This window comes from Calothrix sp. NIES-2098 (assembly GCF_963875125.1).
Taxonomy (GTDB): domain Bacteria; phylum Cyanobacteriota; class Cyanobacteriia; order Cyanobacteriales; family Nostocaceae; genus Aulosira.
The window spans coordinates 6,300,485-6,313,305 of record NZ_CAWNKJ010000001.1 but is presented as its reverse complement, the minus strand read 5'-3'; the positions used below and the strand labels follow the sequence as shown (position 1 = coordinate 6,313,305).

13 protein-coding genes are annotated in these 12,821 nt (G+C 42.2%); 8 read left to right on the top strand and 5 right to left on the bottom strand.

Annotated elements, in window-relative coordinates; translation table 11 throughout:
- The first annotated feature begins 65 nt into the window (after positions 1–65).
- The gene (alaS, locus tag AACU33_RS26470) at positions 66–2,708 is read left to right on the top strand and encodes an alanine--tRNA ligase (protein WP_096592273.1); all 2,643 of its coding nucleotides are present in this window, start codon (positions 66–68) and stop codon (positions 2,706–2,708) included.
- 90 nt (positions 2,709–2,798) lie between these two features.
- On the opposite strand, the gene AACU33_RS26465 is transcribed toward alaS, so the two are convergent.
- Positions 2,799–3,401, bottom strand: coding sequence for a hypothetical protein (locus tag AACU33_RS26465; protein ID WP_339376306.1), 603 nt, complete (start codon positions 3,399–3,401; stop codon positions 2,799–2,801).
- A gap of 112 nt (positions 3,402–3,513) precedes the next feature.
- Here AACU33_RS26465 and AACU33_RS26460 point away from each other — a divergent pair, with 112 nt between their 5' ends.
- Together AACU33_RS26460 and AACU33_RS26455 are read left to right on the top strand one after the other, a co-directional pair.
- Positions 3,514–3,753, top strand: coding sequence for a type II toxin-antitoxin system Phd/YefM family antitoxin (locus AACU33_RS26460; RefSeq protein WP_096592271.1), 240 nt, complete (start codon positions 3,514–3,516; stop codon positions 3,751–3,753).
- Positions 3,750–4,133 carry a type II toxin-antitoxin system VapC family toxin gene (locus AACU33_RS26455; protein WP_096592268.1) on the top strand — a complete coding sequence of 128 codons (384 nt, stop codon included), beginning with the start codon at positions 3,750–3,752 and terminating at the stop codon, positions 4,131–4,133. Before AACU33_RS26460 ends, AACU33_RS26455 begins: the two co-directional genes overlap by 4 nt.
- Positions 4,134–4,201: 68 nt before the next feature.
- Here the strand turns inward: AACU33_RS26455 and AACU33_RS26450 are convergent, their stop codons facing one another.
- Entirely contained in the window at positions 4,202–4,486 is a 285-nt protein-coding gene (locus AACU33_RS26450; RefSeq protein ID WP_096592266.1) for a hypothetical protein, read from the bottom strand.
- A gap of 376 nt (positions 4,487–4,862) precedes the next feature.
- Positions 4,863–7,721, bottom strand: a complete 2,859-nt coding sequence (locus tag AACU33_RS26445) for an nSTAND1 domain-containing NTPase (protein WP_096592263.1) — start codon at positions 7,719–7,721, stop codon at positions 4,863–4,865.
- A gap of 119 nt (positions 7,722–7,840) precedes the next feature.
- Between AACU33_RS26445 and AACU33_RS26440 the strand changes: the two genes are divergently transcribed.
- The 5 genes from AACU33_RS26440 to AACU33_RS26420 all read left to right on the top strand — a co-directional run bounded on the left by AACU33_RS26440 (position 7,841) and on the right by AACU33_RS26420 (position 12,234).
- Entirely contained in the window at positions 7,841–8,242 is a 402-nt protein-coding gene (locus AACU33_RS26440) for a CU044_2847 family protein (RefSeq protein WP_096592261.1), read from the top strand.
- A complete protein-coding gene (locus AACU33_RS26435; RefSeq protein ID WP_096592258.1) occupies positions 8,239–8,949 on the top strand; it encodes a TIGR04283 family arsenosugar biosynthesis glycosyltransferase in 711 nt (236 codons plus the stop codon). Before AACU33_RS26440 ends, AACU33_RS26435 begins: the two co-directional genes overlap by 4 nt.
- 83 nt (positions 8,950–9,032) lie before the next feature.
- Complete coding sequence (locus AACU33_RS26430; RefSeq protein ID WP_096592256.1) at positions 9,033–9,779, top strand: TVP38/TMEM64 family protein; 747 nt, start codon at positions 9,033–9,035, stop codon at positions 9,777–9,779.
- On the top strand, positions 9,757–10,581 hold the full coding sequence (locus AACU33_RS26425; RefSeq protein WP_339376305.1) for a TVP38/TMEM64 family protein: 825 nt from the start codon (positions 9,757–9,759) through the stop codon (positions 10,579–10,581). Before AACU33_RS26430 ends, AACU33_RS26425 begins: the two co-directional genes overlap by 23 nt.
- Before the next feature lie 105 nt (positions 10,582–10,686).
- Positions 10,687–12,234, top strand: a complete 1,548-nt coding sequence (locus tag AACU33_RS26420) for a mercuric reductase (protein WP_096592253.1) — start codon at positions 10,687–10,689, stop codon at positions 12,232–12,234.
- A gap of 135 nt (positions 12,235–12,369) precedes the next feature.
- On the opposite strand, the gene pgr5 is transcribed toward AACU33_RS26420, so the two are convergent.
- Complete coding sequence (pgr5, locus tag AACU33_RS26415; protein WP_096592250.1) at positions 12,370–12,567, bottom strand: cyclic electron transport protein PGR5; 198 nt, start codon at positions 12,565–12,567, stop codon at positions 12,370–12,372.
- A 55-nt stretch (positions 12,568–12,622) separates the two neighbouring features.
- Positions 12,623–12,793: a photosystem II assembly protein Psb34 gene (gene psb34 / locus AACU33_RS26410; protein ID WP_339376304.1), complete on the bottom strand. Its 171-nt coding sequence runs from the start codon at positions 12,791–12,793 to the stop codon at positions 12,623–12,625.
- Positions 12,794–12,821 lie beyond the last annotated feature (28 nt).

The window sequence follows — 12,821 nt, the reverse complement described above, 5'->3', positions numbered from 1 at the left end:
GTAAAGCGAAGTAACGATCCTCTGTCGGCCTTCCCAAGTTTATTGATATTAAATTTGTAAAACCCATGTCTTCAAATCCCCACTACCTCAGCGGTAACGAAATTCGCACCTTATTCCTTAACTTCTTTGCCCAAAGGGGACACCAGATTCTCCCAAGTGCTTCTCTTGTGCCGGAAGACCCGACCGTACTGCTGACGATCGCGGGGATGCTACCATTTAAACCGATATTCTTAGGGCAACGGACGCCGGAATTTAAACGGGCTACCACATCCCAAAAGTGCATCCGCACCAACGATATTGAAAACGTGGGACGCACCAAACGCCATCACACGTTCTTTGAGATGCTGGGTAACTTCAGCTTTGGAGATTATTTTAAAGAACAAGCGATCGCTTGGGGATGGGAAATCTCCACCCAAGTCTTTGGTTTCTCCCCCAACAATCTTGTCGTCAGCGTGTTTGAAGAAGACGACGAAGCTTTTGCAATTTGGCGCGATAAAATTGGCGTTCCGGAAGCGCGAATCAAGCGCATGGGCGAAGATGATAACTTTTGGGTATCCGGCCCGACTGGCCCTTGCGGCCCTTGTTCGGAGATATATTATGATTTTCACCCCGAACGTGGCGATGACAACATCGATTTAGAAGATGATTCGCGGTTTATCGAGTTCTACAACCTGGTGTTTATGCAATACAACCGGGATGCTGAAGGTAATTTAACACCACTGCAAAATAAGAACATCGATACTGGTATGGGTTTGGAAAGAATGGCGCAAATCCTGCAAAAAGTACCAAATAACTACGAAACCGATCTAATTTTCCCGATTATCGAAACAGCAGCGCAAATTGCGGGGATTGATTACCACAGCAGCGATGATAAAACCAAAATATCGCTAAAAGTAATTGGCGATCATGTGCGTGCTGTGGTTCACATGATTGCTGACGAAATCCGCGCCTCCAATGTGGGACGGGGTTATGTATTGCGGCGATTAATTCGGCGGGTGGTGCGTCATGGGCGATTAATTGGCATTTCTGGGGAGTTTATTACCCAAGTTGCCGAAACTGCGATCGCGCTTTCGGAATCAGCTTACCCCAATGTACGGCAACGGGAAGCTGCAATTAAAGCGGAACTGCAACGAGAAGAAGCCAATTTCCTGCGTACTCTCGACAGAGGCGAAAAACTGCTGGAAGAAATTATCCAACAGGTGAAACAGCAAGGAAAAACCCAAATTAGTGGAGAAAGTGCTTTTACCCTCTACGATACCCACGGTTTCCCCTTTGAACTTACTCAAGAAATTGCTGAGGAAAACAACCTAACAGTTGATGCTGAAGGATTCCGCAAGCAAATGGAAATTCAACAACAAGGCGGTAGAGACGCACACGAAACCATCGATTTAACTTTGCAAGGTTCCCTCGATAAACTAGCAGAACATATCCACGCTACCGAGTTCTTAGGTTATACCCAACCAGCAGCAACCGGGAAAGTTGAGGTATTGCTAGTAGCTGGTGTTGCTCAAGAAGAAGCAGAAGCCGGCACAGAAGTGCAAATCGTCCTCGACAAGACGCCATTCTATGCCGAATCTGGGGGACAAATAGGCGATCGCGGTTATATCTCTGGCGATGGCGTTGTCGTGCGCGTTGATGACGTGAAGAAAGAATCAGATTTCTTTGTGCATTTCGGACGCATCGAACGCGGTACAATCCGAGTAGGAGATGCTGTAACTGCCCAAATAGATCGCGCTTGTCGTCGTCGTCTGCAAGCTAACCATACAGCAACTCACCTGCTACAAGCGGCGTTAAAGAAAATTGTCGATGAAGGGATATCGCAAGCAGGTTCCTTGGTTTCCTTTGATAGATTGCGCTTCGACTTCAACTGTCCTCGGGCTTTGACAGCAGAGGAAGTTCAGCAAATTGAGGAACAAGTGAATACTTGGATTGCTGAGGCACACTCTGCAAAAGTCGAAATATTACCTTTAGCAGAAGCCAAAGCTAGAGGTGCTGTTGCCATGTTCGGTGAAAAATATGGTGATGAAGTGCGAGTGATTGACTTCTCCGGCGTATCAATGGAACTGTGCGGTGGGACTCATGTCAGCAATACTGCGGAGATTGGCGTATTTAAGATTATCTCCGAGGCTGGTGTGGCTTCGGGAGTGCGGCGGATTGAAGCTGTTTCCGGCCCGGCGGTGCTAGATTATCTTAACCTGCGGGATAAAGTCGTCAAAGATTTGAGCGATCGCTTTAAAGTTAAACCCGAAGAACTACCAGAGAGAATCACAACTCTGCAAAACGAACTCAGAACCAGCCAAAAACAACTGGATGTATTGAAAGGACAATTAGCGATCGCAAAATCTGATAGCTTGCTGCAAACAGCCGAATCTGTGGGTGACTATCAGATACTCGTCGCTCAATTAGATGATGTCGATCCAGAATCCTTGAAAACCGCAGCCGAACGCTTATTACAAAAACTCGGTAACGGTGCAGTAGTGCTGGGTTCCGTTCCCGAACCTGATAAAATCAGCTTAGTTGCAGCCTTCAGTGCAGACGTGAATAAGAAAGGTTTGCAAGCAGGTAAATTTATCGGTGCGATCGCCAAAATTTGCGGCGGTGGCGGCGGTGGACGACCAAATTTAGCCCAAGCAGGCGGACGCGATGCGAGTAAGTTACCAGAGGCATTAACGCAAGCGTTGAGTGATTTAAAATCCGGGTTGGGTTAATTGTATTTTCTTGTGGGGCAGGCAAGATGCCTGCCTTTAAAATATTTAATCCAATTTTGGTTTACATTTTAATAAAAGGTAAATAAGTTTCTAATGATTTTCATTCATTAAACTCACAAATAATTTTCCTAATTCAGAAATATGCACACTGATATGAGCTACACCATATCCTTCTAGAATTACTCCTGTAGGCGATGTCTCTGCAAGCCCAGAGCGAACTAAATTGCTTAGAGAGCTACTATCTAGGCTGTCTTTAATCAACTGCTTTAAGTCTTCTATAAATGCGATATCTATAGCAGAAGCTAATCGCCTGAATGTTTCTAAATCAATTTTTTCTTTTATTAGTTTTAAAAATAGTTCAGCCAATATCTGAGTTTTTTCTAGATCATCTAGACGATTGATGATGAGAACTAGGCATTCACCAATTTTGGACTTTGCCTCAGCATTATTATCTAATTTTCTAAAAAAATTTTGCTTTTCTTCATTACTTATATTTTCTAAACCTAGAAGAAATTTCTGTATTTTTAGCAAAAAGATATGATCGGTAATAGTTTTTGATAATTTAGCAAGCTTGACAGCAGAGCCTAAAACTGGAATATCTTTTGCAACGCCTTCCAGCAAAGAGTCTAATGCTACTTCTCCTAAATCCGCTAAAATATCAGCTGTTTGTGAAGTTATTTCTGATCTTTCCATTTAAGTTAATACTTAATATTGTGTTATTTGTGAAGCCAGATAGCACTAAAATTTAATTAGGAACTGTATACCCATAATAAATAATACACGGAAAATACACGGAAATGTTTCTATGCAAAAAGTTACAGTTGATGAAATCCAACAAGATCCATTAAAGTACCTCAATCAAGTTGAGGCAGGTGAAAGTTTTATTATTCTTCAAGAAGATAAACCAATTGCTGAACTAAAACCAATTCAAAATCATAGCAAGCCACAGCGACCATTTGGTTTATGTTCTGGAGAATTTAAAGTTCCTGATGATTTTGATGCACCTTTGCCTGACGATATTCTTAATGCATTTGAAGGCAGATGAGAATTCTTCTAGACACTCATATTTTTTTATGGTTTATCAGTGGTGATAATCAGCTAGCCCCAGAAGTTAGAGATGCCATTCGTGATACAGATAACACAGTTTATCTTAGCGTTGTTTCAATATGGGAGTGCATTATCAAATATCAGTTGGGAAAGCTACCATTCCCAGAGTCTCCAGAAATATATCTTCCTAAACAACGCGATCGCCATCAAATTGCAAATCTCGATTTAGATGAAGGTAGTGTTACTCAACTGGCTAGACTACCAGCATTGCATAAAGACCCATTTGATAGAATGCTTATTTGTCAAGCTTTACATCACGGGTTAAAAATTGCAACTATAGATCCAGAAATTCTCAAATATGCAATCGATGTCATGTAAAAAGATAACTATTTTAAGCGATACGTACAGTAAACTACGCTGACACATTCTTAACTCCAGCAGTAATACTATAACTTTCTATGTTGAGCGATCGCTCTTTGATACCATTTTTTTAGATTAGATGCAAAGTCAAGGATAGCCGCTATTGAGTCAAGGATAGCCGCTATTGAGTCAAAGATAGCCGCTATTGAGTCGAGGATAGCCGCTATTGAGTCGAGGATAGCCGCTACTGAGTCGAGGATAGCCACTATTGAGTCGAGAATAGCCGCTACTGAGTCAAGGATAGCCACTATTGAGTCGAGAATAGCCGCTACTAAGTCAAAGATAGCCACTACTGAGTCGAGGATAGCCACTATTGAGTCAAGGATAGCCGCTTCAGGGTTGGTTTTTGTGTGGTGCGATCGCTTAATTATAAAAACTTATTGGCAGCAAAGTAATCTCGAAAAAAGCGATCGCTCTGAAACATCATTTTTTCAGACTAGATGCAGGGTTCGTTTTTGTGTGGTGCGATCGCTTAATTATAAAAACTCATTGCCAGCAAAGCAATCTCTAAGTCTTGTAAGCTTTGTTCGCTCTGACAAATAAATTTTTTTGTTTTGCCCATAGACGCAAAGAAGATCGCAAAACAACTACTTTTAGTCGAATAATGATGTAAAAAAAGTTTGCGGAAAGTTGCATTCGGGGATTGGGTAGAAGTAAAAACGTAATCCAAAGTATTCACTTAGCTGGTTATGGTGGTAAACCTAGTTTGGCTCGAAAATCTTTGTCATATTTAGCCTTATCCCAATTTTCAGCAGATTTAACTTGCTCAGGAGTCAGGTCTTTGGCACTGCGGAGGTCGGCACTGCGGAGGTCGGCACTACTGAGTTTGGCACTGCGGAGGTCGGCATTGAAGAGGTCGGCATTGAAGAGGTCGGCACTACTGAGTTTGGCATTGAAGAGGTTGGCATTGAAGAGCTCAGCACTGCTGAGGTTGGCACCGCTGAGGTTGGCATCGAAGAGGTTGGCATCTCTGAGGTTGGCACTGCGGAGGTCGGCACTGTAGAGGTCGGCACCGCTGAGGTTGGCACTGCTGAGGTAGGCATCTCTGAGGTCGGCACTGCGGAGGTCGGCACTGTAGAGGTCGGCACTGTAGAGGCCGGCACTGCGGAGGTCGGCACCGTAGAGGTAAGCACCTCTGAGGTTGGCACCTCTGAGGTTGGCACCTCTGAGGTTGGCACCGCTGAGGTCGGCACTGGTAAGGTTGGCACTGGTAAGGTTGGCACCGCTGAGGTCTGCACCGCTGAAATCTTTATTAGTTAAGCTCTCACCAGCTTGTACCAGCTTTTCCAGTGCTTGAATTCTTACTCGACTATACTCTTTTCCCTTAACAGCATCGACTTGCTGCCAAAGTTGGCTTATCCTAATTTGTTTTTCAATTACAATACCTAGAACTACTGACGCAACCAGCGGAATAATTAAGAAAAACCCAACGGTTATAAAGCGATTATTCCGCGTTTGTCTTACACTAGTTTGAATAAACTCAATAGCTAGGTCAGATAATCTTAAGTTCTCAGTTTGTTGCTTATGAAAATCTTCTGCTTCTCTCAACCGCTTCCCCTGAAGGAGATAATCTTTCGCCTTTTTCCTATCTCGCCATTCAACAGCCACCGCTTCAATTTTCCGCTTTTGCCGCAATACATCCCGACTTTCCTCAATCCATTTGCGTAATAGCGGCCAATGGCGAATCAGTGCTTCATGTGCCACATCTACCACAGCAATTTGATTAGATAAGGTACTGGTGACAACTAGCTTCTCATCAGCTAACCGTTGAATTATTCTATTAATCACAACTTCTGGATGATGTGAAGTAACTAAATCTCGTTGCACAACCTGTCTACGCGTATCTTCTGTTCCTTCACCCAACTGCGTCAATTCTAAAAAAATCCGCTTTGTTGCTTGCTGTTCCTCAAGTGATAATGACTCATAAACTTGTGTAGCGCGTGTTTGCAGGGTTCCCCTGACTCCACCTAGTTTGCTATATGCCGTGAGGGTTAACCGTTCTTCAGTTCTTTGCTGCCATAGTTCTGTCAGCGTGTACTGCAACAACGGTAAACTCCCTGGTGAATTTTCTACATCTGCAATCATTTGAGAAACTAATTCCGGTTCTACTGCTAAGTTCACCTGTTGGGCAGGTTTGATAATTGCTGTTTCTAATTCCTCCCGATTCATCGGTGCTACTGTTACCAAATGCTCTTGAATTTTCTTAGCTAGTCCGCCATATTCTTGTTCGAGACATTTACCAAAAAAATCAGCGCGCATTGTAATTATTAGGCAGAGTTTATTATCATCACGCTGCAAAGCACCTAGCACACATTCAAAAAACTGCTGTCGTTTGGTAATGTTTTGACATTGAGTAAAAGCTTCCTCAAACTGGTCTACCACTAGCACTACGCGCTGAGTTTGTGCGGCAGTAATCAACTGTCCTAAACCAACTGCACCTCTAGCTATTAATTCTTCTGCTTTTGCTAATTGTGATGCGCGTTCAATATCTGATAAATCCGATTCTACAAAAGCCAGTGCTAAATTTTGTAAGGGATTAATCCCTGGGCGAAATATTTTCAACTGCCAAGTATCGCTACTTGATAACCTGCGTCCTAACTTTAATTGATAAAGTAAACCTGCTCTGACAACACTAGATTTACCACTTCCTGATGCTCCCAACACAGCGAGGAAATTACTCGATCGCACTTTTTCTAATAATTCATCAGTTAACGCTGTTCTGCCATAAAATAAGTTGGCATCTGCTTCTGTGCAATCAAAATAAGATAACCCTTTGTAAGGACAAATAGCTGATACCTGTACTGTGGAGTTAACAACAGAGGAATTCCATTTGCGGGTGAGATTAATTGCTTCACCAGAGTTAGCAAAAATGGGACGCTGGGGAAAGGGATGATATTGTTGATTGAGCGAATCTACTAAAGTGTAGTTACTCACCCAACGGTCTTGTTTTGGTTCCAAACCTTTCAGCAGTGCAGCAGTGAGAACGCTGTGTTGGCTGTTAATATCTTCAAAAGCTACCTCAAAATCACGAGAAGCCGCAATAAAACACCTGTCTCTACCTTTACCCCTATCTCCAGGATCTGCCTCTGCAAAATTTAGCACTTCTCCGCTATAGCAGCAATCCAAAATCACAATTTGTTGTCTGACTTCACTTTCTTGCAGCAGTCGCCGCAGCCATTGTAGAGATAGTCCCCAATTCCCCGCCTCCGGGTTGACTTCACTCGTCGCTAAAAAGCCTTCCTGAATTCCGACATTTTTCCGCAACCCATGACCAGAAAAATACAGCAGTGCTGTGTCTGGCGGCTTTCCATCTGGTTTAAATAATTGAACGATCGCTTTTTCTAACTGAGTTAAACTAACTTTAGTTTGCTTACCAATGCGAATTGTCTGGTTTTCTTTATCTTTGACTGCTGGTAGGCGCGTTACTTGAAATTCGCCGTACTTTTCCAATATTTGAGCTATAGCTTCCGCATCCGCAGCAGGCGCGTTGAGACTTCTTAAGCGGTCATACGTATTAATTCCCACTACTAAAGCGTCTCGACTCATCCTAGTAAGCCTTATGATAGTTGTGTCACATTATTTCTAGCTAATACAGAAAATTTACCGTATTTTCCGTAAAAATGGTGTAGTAATCATTCATGTCTTGAATTTTGAATTGTTAACCTATGCCGCAACTCACACCAATTCAATTAGAAGATGGCACTATTATTTACATTGAAGCCACAAATAATATCGATGCGCCGCCTGTTAGCATCGAAGTCTCCCCAGAAGGTGAGGAAGAAGCCTTGATTGATAAGGGATGGGATGCTGATGTTGCTCAAAGACAGATAGTGCAGAATTTTTTGGCAATTGAAGGGACGATTCGAGCTTATACTGTTTATGCACTGAATGCATTTAAGAAAATCCCTGTTGCTAATATCGATAAAGTCACTCTAGAATTTGGCATCAAAGTTGCTGGTGAAGCGGGTATACCCTACGTTACCAAAGGCACGGCTGAAAGTAATCTCAAGGTAACGGTAGAGTGTTCATTTCCTAATCAGCCGGAAAAGAAACCTCAGCAATCATGATTCAAAATCTTGGCGCTGCAACTATCTCTATCATCATTCCGGCTATCAATGAAGCCGCAAATATTAAAGATGCTATTGCTACCACCCAAAACAGTACAAATACAGAAGTTATTGTGGTAGATGGTGGCTCTCAAGATGACACCGTAGCAATCGCACAATCATTAGGTATCAAAGTTATCACCGCATCTCCTGGGCGGGCGGTGCAAATGAACGCTGGTGCGGTAGCTGCTAGCGGCGAGATTCTGCTATTTCTCCACGCAGATACCCGCTTACCTGCTGGATTTGATGCGATGATTCGCACAGCGCTACAACAACCAAAAACAGTGGCGGGTGCGTTTAACCTGCGGATTGATACCCCAACCCGGTGTATCAGGCTGGTAGAATGGGGAGTCAAAATGCGATCGCACTTTTTACAAATGCCCTATGGCGATCAAGCAATTTTTATCACTAAAGAACTATTTCAGCAAATTGGTGGTTTTCCTGAATTGCCAATTATGGAAGACTTTGAACTCATTCGGCGTTTAAAACCCGTTGGTAGAATCGCGATTATTTCAGAACCAGTTGTCACCTCAGCCCGTCGATGGTTGCGCAAGGGAATTATGCAAACTACCCTAATTAATCAAATAGTAATTATCGCTTATTTGCTAGGAGTATCACCTCAGCGCATTCGTAGCTGGTATCGCCAAGAAAAATTTAGGAAGAATTAAGCTAATTCTCAGGGAAGTAGAATATCTTGGTTGAAGATAGCAAAACAATCCACAGTAAACAGCCTGACAACTGATAACTGAAAATGAATAAGCGTCAATTATATACCACACTCAAATTTTTACTATTAAGTTGTCTAGTTGCCACTTTTATAATTGCTAGCAAACACCTTAACATTCAGGAAATTCTATATACTTTAGTAACTGGTGTCAACCGTCTTGGTTACTTTGCTCCTATCGCTTTTATCGTCATTTATAATTTAGCAACTTTGCTATTTATACCAGGTTCTATCTTGACCTTAAAAGGAGGTTGCTTATTTGGCGTTTTTTGGGGTTCTGTTTATGTAATAATTGCCGCCACTATTGGAGCCACTCTAGCTTTTATCATTGGGCGTTACCTATCAAGAGATTGGGTGAATCAACAACTTGATAAACATCCTAAATTTAAAGCAATTGATTTAGCAGTCGCCAAAGAAGGATGGAAAATTGTACTACTAACGCGCCTCTCGCCTCTCTTTCCCTTCAACTTATTAAATTACGCTTTTGGAGTGACGCAAGTTTCACTCAAAGACTATATTTTAGGTTCTATTGGCATCATTCCCGGTACTGTGATGTACGTTTATATCGGCTCCTTAGCTACTAATCTTGCCATGCTAAATACACCTCATCAACCAACAAATACCCAAACTCAAATAGGAGAATGGGTAATCCAAGTACTTGGGTGTATTGCTACAGTTGCCGTGACTATCTATGGTACAAGAGTTGCTCAGAAAGCTCTCAAAGAAAGTGTAGCGACAGCCGAAATAAATCATGATACAAATAATAAAAATTAAGCAGCTTTTCCAAGCACTTACCTACTTCTTCCTTGGCGTTCTCTGCGTCCTTGGCGGTTCGTTTAAAAACCTTACTTATTCTCAGCGCTTAAAAAAAGTAATTGTATTAACATTGCTAATATTAAATATCGCTTTCTTATCTAACACAGACCTAGCCCTAGCATCTACTACTACTACCTTTAATCCCCAATCAATTCTAAAAGACGCTTTGCAATGGATTGATAGCCTTGGTTCCATAGGAGCGATCGCTTTTATTGCCCTTTATATTATTGCCACCGTTGCTTTTTTACCAGGCTCTATTCTTACCTTAGGCTCTGGTGTAGTCTTTGGTGTAGTTTGGGGTTCATTGTATGTCTTGATTGGTGCAACTTTAGGAGCAACTGCGGCTTTTTTAGTAGGACGTTATTTAGCTAGAAGTTGGGTTTCACGCAAAATTTCAGGTAATAAAAAATTTGCTGCTATTGATAATGCTGTTGGTAAAGCCGGATTAAAAATTGTGCTGTTAACCCGACTTTCCCCAATATTTCCGTTTAATTTATTGAACTATGCTTTTGGGATTACCGGAGTTTCTTTAAAAGATTACTTTATTGGCTCTGTGGGTATGATTCCCGGAACAATTATGTATGTTTACATTGGTTCTTTAGCTGGTAATCTGGCTCGGATTGGCACTGAAGCTCAACCTACAAACCCCACCATACAATGGGCAATTCGGATTATTGGTTTTATTGCTACTGTTGCCGTCACAGTTTACATCACCCGGATAGCAAAGAAAGCTTTAGAAGCTGAGGTGATTAATAATTAAAAAAGTAAAAAAATTCACGCAGAAACCCAGAGGAGGACACTTGCGTGGGCGGGTTTCCCTGAGCAAAGTGTCCGTCACGCAGATAGTAAAAAGGAGATATCACTAATGTCCAATTTAGAATTTGAGAGAGTAACAGTCCGTCCAATGGACGAGTTTAACCAGGCTTTAGTCTCTCAAGTGCATCCAGCAGATTGGGTAAATCCTGAACCAGCTAAGGTTTACGACTTGGTAGTAATTGGTGCAGGAACGGCGGGATTAGTGGTAGCTGCGGGTGCGGCGGGTTTGGGTTTAGGTTTAAAAGTGGCTTTGATAGAAAAGCATCTCATGGGTGGAGATTGCTTAAATGTGGGTTGCGTTCCCTCTAAAACTATCATTCGCTCTGCACGTGTAGTAGGCGAACTGTGGGATGGTAAGGAGTTAGGAATTAATATTCCCAAACATATTGATGTTGATTTTTCTGCGGTTATGGCCAGGATGCGCCGCATTAGAGCAGGTATTAGTCCTCATGACTCGGCTGCGCGCTTTCAAAAATTGGGAGTCGATGTGTTCTTGGGTAGCGGTCGGTTTACCAGTAAGAATACTGTGGAAGTTGGCGACCAAACCCTGCGATTTAAAAAAGCAGTAATTGCTACTGGCGCTAGAGCGGCGCAACCTGCAATTCCTGGACTCGAACAAGCTGGTTATCTTACCAATGAGTCGGTTTTTTCCTTAATTCAACGACCGGAACGTTTAGCAGTGATTGGTGGCGGCCCTATCGGTTGCGAATTAGCACAGGCTTTCCGCCGCTTGGGGTGTGAGGTAGTGCTTTTTCATCGCAGTTCTCATATTCTCAACAAAGAAGATGCGGAAGCTGCGGAAATTCTGCAAAAAGTTTTGATTAAAGAAGGAATTCGCTTAGTTTTAAATGCCAAATTAGAAGAGGTGGTAACTGTCACCGAAGGTAAGCGGCTTTACTTCTCCTCTAACAGTCATCGGGATTCTGTAACTGTAGATGAAATTTTAGTAGGTGCGGGACGCGCTCCTAATATAGAAGGTTTAAATTTAGAAGCAGTTGGGGTGGAGTACGATAAGCAGCACGGTGTCAAGGTAAACGACTACCTGCAAACGACAAATCCCAAGATTTATGCAGCTGGTGATATCTGCATGGATTGGAAATTTACTCATGCAGCTGATGCAGCCGCAAGGATTGTCATTAAAAATACTCTATTTTCGCCCTTTGGTTTAGGACGTTCCAAACTCAGCAGTTTAGTTATGCCTTGGGTTACTTATACTGACCCAGAAATTGCCCAAGTAGGAATGTCTGAACAGCAAGCCAAGGAGCAAGGTTTGGATGTAGAGACAATTAAAATTCCTTTTAGTAGTGTAGACCGAGCGATCGCAGATGGTGAAGAATCAGGATTTCTCAAAATTCACCACAAAAAAGGATCTGATGAAATTCTCGGTGCAACTATTGTTGCTCGTCATGCAGGTGAAATGATTTCCGAAGTAACCACTGCAATTGTCGGTAAGCTAGGTTTGAACAAGTTAAGCGGTGTCATTCATCCCTATCCCACTCAGGCTGAAGCTATTAAGAAAGCAGCAGATGCTTATCGTCGCACACTCCTTACAGATAATACCAAACGCCTCTTGGGATTTTTGACCAAGTTATCTTGAACTTGACTTTGTTATCATCTAGAGTTGCATTCACATCCATAAATTACTCTTTATTGTTCTGCGACAAAGGCTATATTTGTGGATGTAATTTCTGATTAAAATTCTCAAAGTTAACTTTTCTACAACCAAGACCAATTAAGCTAATAAACCTAACTTTTTACCGTTGTCTTTAGCTAAACGAATTAGGTTTTGTCTCTGCTTGGATTCAATACCCACACGATTACAAAAATTAGTTATTGCTTGGGCGTGCAGACCAATAGCTTTGCCACGCAGCTGATTGAATTTAGGTTTTCCCATTAATTCACGGAACAATACAACTAATGGTGCAAACATTTTTAGTCTCTCCTCTTTGTCAAAGTTGGTTGTGAATAGATTTATAAAATTGCGATTAGCTAACACCGAAAGCAACTAAAACTAATGCGGTGACTAATAAAGTGGCAATTCCCGCCTGAAAACTATAGCTACGTTGCTGTTCATTGGAGGGATAGCTCGCATAGTAAACTTCGGGTTCATTTGCGTAGTTGTTGAGAATACCGTCTTCGTTAATGGTTGTGTACATAGTTTTTTTTCGCTTGTGAACTTATGTA

Excerpts from the sequence above, each read along its gene's own strand:
- AACU33_RS26425 (WP_339376305.1), top strand. The coding sequence starts at position 9,757 with ATGATACAAATAATAAAAATTAAGCAGCTTTTCCAAGCACTTACCTAC.
- AACU33_RS26445 (WP_096592263.1), bottom strand. The coding sequence starts at position 7,721 with ATGAGTCGAGACGCTTTAGTAGTGGGAATTAATACGTATGACCGCTTA.
- psb34 (WP_339376304.1), bottom strand. The coding sequence starts at position 12,793 with ATGTACACAACCATTAACGAAGACGGTATTCTCAACAACTACGCAAAT.
- AACU33_RS26460 (WP_096592271.1), top strand. The coding sequence starts at position 3,514 with ATGCAAAAAGTTACAGTTGATGAAATCCAACAAGATCCATTAAAGTAC.
- AACU33_RS26455 (WP_096592268.1), top strand. The coding sequence starts at position 3,750 with ATGAGAATTCTTCTAGACACTCATATTTTTTTATGGTTTATCAGTGGT.
- AACU33_RS26440 (WP_096592261.1), top strand. The coding sequence starts at position 7,841 with ATGCCGCAACTCACACCAATTCAATTAGAAGATGGCACTATTATTTAC.
- AACU33_RS26430 (WP_096592256.1), top strand. The coding sequence starts at position 9,033 with ATGAATAAGCGTCAATTATATACCACACTCAAATTTTTACTATTAAGT.
- alaS (WP_096592273.1), top strand. The coding sequence starts at position 66 with ATGTCTTCAAATCCCCACTACCTCAGCGGTAACGAAATTCGCACCTTA.
- AACU33_RS26420 (WP_096592253.1), top strand. The coding sequence starts at position 10,687 with ATGTCCAATTTAGAATTTGAGAGAGTAACAGTCCGTCCAATGGACGAG.
- pgr5 (WP_096592250.1), bottom strand. The coding sequence starts at position 12,567 with ATGTTTGCACCATTAGTTGTATTGTTCCGTGAATTAATGGGAAAACCT.
- AACU33_RS26435 (WP_096592258.1), top strand. The coding sequence starts at position 8,239 with ATGATTCAAAATCTTGGCGCTGCAACTATCTCTATCATCATTCCGGCT.
- AACU33_RS26465 (WP_339376306.1), bottom strand. The coding sequence starts at position 3,401 with ATGGAAAGATCAGAAATAACTTCACAAACAGCTGATATTTTAGCGGAT.